Genomic DNA, 3,825 nt, shown 5'->3' on the forward strand with positions numbered 1-3,825 from the left:
CGTGCTTCTCATAAATACAACGAAGCTTTATCAGACAGAAGAGCTAAATCGACCATTAGCTGGCTAGTTAAAAACGGCATAAATCCCGATAGATTAACCGGAAAAGGGTATGGCGAGAGTCAGCTGGTAAACAGATGTGCCGACAATGTAAAATGTACCGAAGAAGAACACCAAATGAATCGTAGAAGCGAATTTATTATTACCGCGCTTTAAGAAATAGTTTTGCCTAGTCATGAAAATAGTATCTTTTAAACAGTAGTAAACTCAGGTTTACTACTGTTTTTTGCTTTATAAATTTTGATTTAAGTTTTGTTTGGAGTATATATTTAATTAAAATTATATCTCATCAATAAATAACCGTTGGGAGATTTTCTCGCTTATATAAGCTCCATCACCAAATATTTTTTTTGAAAACTACATTCAAAAAACCCTCCTTTTTACCCGTTTTTAGGTGCTTATTTATAATAAAAAGCTTTTCATCGAATATTTAAGCTGTTTGAAGAGAATATTTACTACCGAAGTATAATGTAATTAGTTTCGCATAATAATTTACGATAATTCTATTACATCCATAGAATCCAATTACAATTCCTTTCAAAATTGAATATATGAACATTAAAATTACTCCCGTTTTATTAACATTTTTAACCTTTATTTTTAGTTGTTTTGAAATTAATGCACAATCTAATTGTGATATTAACGGACCATCTTCTGGTAATTATACCTTTCAATCGAATAAAAAAGTTTGTTTTTATGGTAATGCAACATTAGGGGATGTTAGTTTTCAAAATGGAGCAAAAATATACGTGGCTCCGAATGTGACTGTTATCATCCAAAACAATGTTACTTCATCAGGAACAATTGATATGGAAATTGATGGTACTTTACAGTTTACTCAATCTGTAACTATCGATGCAAATGTTGATTTGAACATTGGTACAAAAGGTATTTTGAAAGCTGGTAATACAGGACAAACTGATTTTAAACTAAATGGTAGTGGTACAAATACAGTAAGTAATAATGGGCAGTTTAATGTTGGAGTTTTAGGACTACAACATCCTAGCGGAACATACACTTTCGATAGTTCTTCAAATGCTATTATTAACATTCATTCGAATATTAATATTGGTGGAAAAAGTTTTTTCAGAAATCAGGGAAAACTATTAATTGGAAATAGCTACAATTGCAATAGTAAGAGTGTTTTTGTAAACTGTGGAGAGATGGTTTCATCTGCTGGTTTTAACCTTGGAGGAGGAAAAGTTATAAATACAGGTAAGTTTACTGTTAGTAGTAGCAGAATAGATTTTGGGTCTTCAACAGCCCGATTTGAAAATTACGGTTCCGTTAATGTTCAGGGATCAATGAATTTAGGAGGTTCTGGTTGTGTTTACTATAATGAAGGTACAACTGTTGTTTCTGATAATTTTCAAAATGATGGTAACATTGAAGGTCCTGCTGTTGGATCAGGTAAGTTAGGTTATATTACCTGGAAAGGCAAAGCTGCCATGAATAGTGGGAAAATTGGTCCAAATTTAAATTTAAAAAATTCAAGTGGAAGTTCTAGTACATCAGGAATGTTTAACAATCCTAACTCAATGAACTTCCTGAGCGGAGTTGTTTATAATTGCTCAAATTGCCCAGCACCACAGGTTAACTCAGGAGCTATTTGTAGAGAACCTGATGGAACGACGCCCTGTAATATAGCAACCCCAACCATTTCAACTACAGCAGCTAGTTGTAATCAACCAAGTAGTTTACTTATTTCTAATTATGATTCTTCAGTAAGCTATACTATTACTCCAAGTGGGCCAACTGTTGTAAGTGGTGGTGGTATTAGTGGAATGACTGTAGGACAATCTTATACTTTAAAAGCAAGCAAAAACAGTTGTAATTCGAGTGATGTCCTAATTAGTATTACCAAACTAAGTGGTACTGATACTGATGGTGATGGTATTTTAGATCAATGTGAATTTGATGAAACCTGTAATGTTTATACCACTGTTCTTGCAGAACCTACAGATAAATTAGTAAGTGATTTAAATAGAAATGGAAAAGGCTTATTCCCGGTTAAACCATTTGGTCCTGCGACACTACCTAATGGAGGAATTAATATTGAAGTAATAAAAGGTTTCAAAAGCACACTAACTTATCCTTCTCCTCAATGGAGGTTATACCAACCGAATGCAATTACTGGAACAATTGTTATAAAAGGTGTACCTACTGAGTTTAAAACAAAATACTTAGATTTAGTTTTTGCCAGCGAAAATAATTTAGAAAGAACCGTTAAACTTGATTATGGGGTTACTGCAAATAGTTTAAATACTACTACTCATAAATATAGATATATTGTGGGTATTGCCGGTTTGTCAGACCCTAATGTTGCTGGTAAAGTAACTTCCACAGTTCCATTAGAAGTAATTGGTAACTTTGATGCGTTTAAAAATGGTAAATATTCTTATTTTAATGATAAAACACCACCTGTTGCGGGGGAGACAGGATATGTATTTCAATCTAATCCAAAAACTGCTACAAATGTAGCGCCTCCTAATGGTTATACCTTTTTCTATTTACCAGAAAACATTTCTTCTTTTGAATTAGAAACAAAAGGTAATGATCAATATGGTTTTATTTTTGGTACATTAACGACAACTATTTCCCCTACACCTGATGCTCCAACTTCTGGTGGCAATCAAACCGTTTGCTGGAATGGAAATGCAAATCATACCTTAACAGCTACTGCAACAGCGCCACAGGGACAAATAGTAACCTGGTACGAAACGGCAACCGGGGGTAGTCCAATAGCTTCACCAACTCAAGTAGGAGTAGGAACTAAAACATATTATGCTCAGTCTTCTAATCCCAATGGTACTTGTTCTAGTTTAACAAGAACAGCTGTAACTTTAACAATAAATGCAACACCAGCTGCTCCAATTTCAGGTGGTAATCAAACTATTTGCTCTGATGGAACTACAACTCAAACTTTAACTGCAACAGCAACTGTTCCACAAGGACAAACTATTACTTGGTACACTACAGAAACAGGTTCTACAATTACTACATCCCCAACTCAAGTAGGTGTAGGTAGTAAAACTTACTATGCGCAGGCTTCTAATGGAACTTGTACTAGCTTAACAAGAACCGCTGTAACTTTAACTATTTACCCAAAAGCGGGGGTTCCTAATGCCGATAATGTGGAATATTGTGCTGGTGATACTGCACAAGCTTTAACAGCAACAGCTTCTAATCCTGATTATACATTATATTATTATGATTCCCTAACTTCAGCTCCCCAGTCATCAATAATTCCTATAACAACTAATGCTGGAGAATTCACATATTATGTAGCTGAAGGTATAAATAATTCTTGTATAGGTGATAAAAAAGCCATTACAGTTATTGTACATCCTAAATCGGTAATAACAACAGAACCAATAAATCAAAGTATAACTTATGGAGATAATACTAGTTTTACCGTTAGTGCTACAAATGTTACTTCATACCAATGGCAAGTAAATACAGGATCTGGTTTTACTAATATTATAAATAATGATATATACTCAAATACTACAACTGCAACATTAACTTTAACGAAGCCAACTGTTGCAATGAGTTCTTATACTTACCGAGCTATTTTAATTGGAAGATGTACTAATACAGAAACATCTACTGTTAACTTGACGGTTACTCCAAAAGCAATTACTATCACGGCTGATGATAAAACCAAAGTATACGGTGAAGAGAATCCTGCTCTTACTGCCGTGGTAACCGGTGCAGTGAACAATGATGCAATCAACTATAGCTTATCAACTACAGCTACGCAGTTCT

2 protein-coding genes are annotated in these 3,825 nt (G+C 34.1%); both read left to right on the top strand.

What is annotated here, in order from left to right:
- The coding region (locus tag ACSV4D_RS18000; protein ID WP_439229374.1) for an OmpA family protein at positions 1-213 on the top strand (213 nt) is incomplete at its 5' end.
- A 395-nt stretch (positions 214-608) separates the two neighbouring features.
- Positions 609-3,825, top strand: a 3,217-nt coding sequence (locus ACSV4D_RS18005) for an MBG domain-containing protein (protein ID WP_439229375.1), incomplete at its 3' end; no start/stop codon positions are given.

It is taken from the genome of Flavobacterium sp. ARAG 55.4 (assembly GCF_051846875.1).
Classification (GTDB): Bacteria; Bacteroidota; Bacteroidia; order Flavobacteriales; family Flavobacteriaceae; genus Flavobacterium; species Flavobacterium plantiphilum.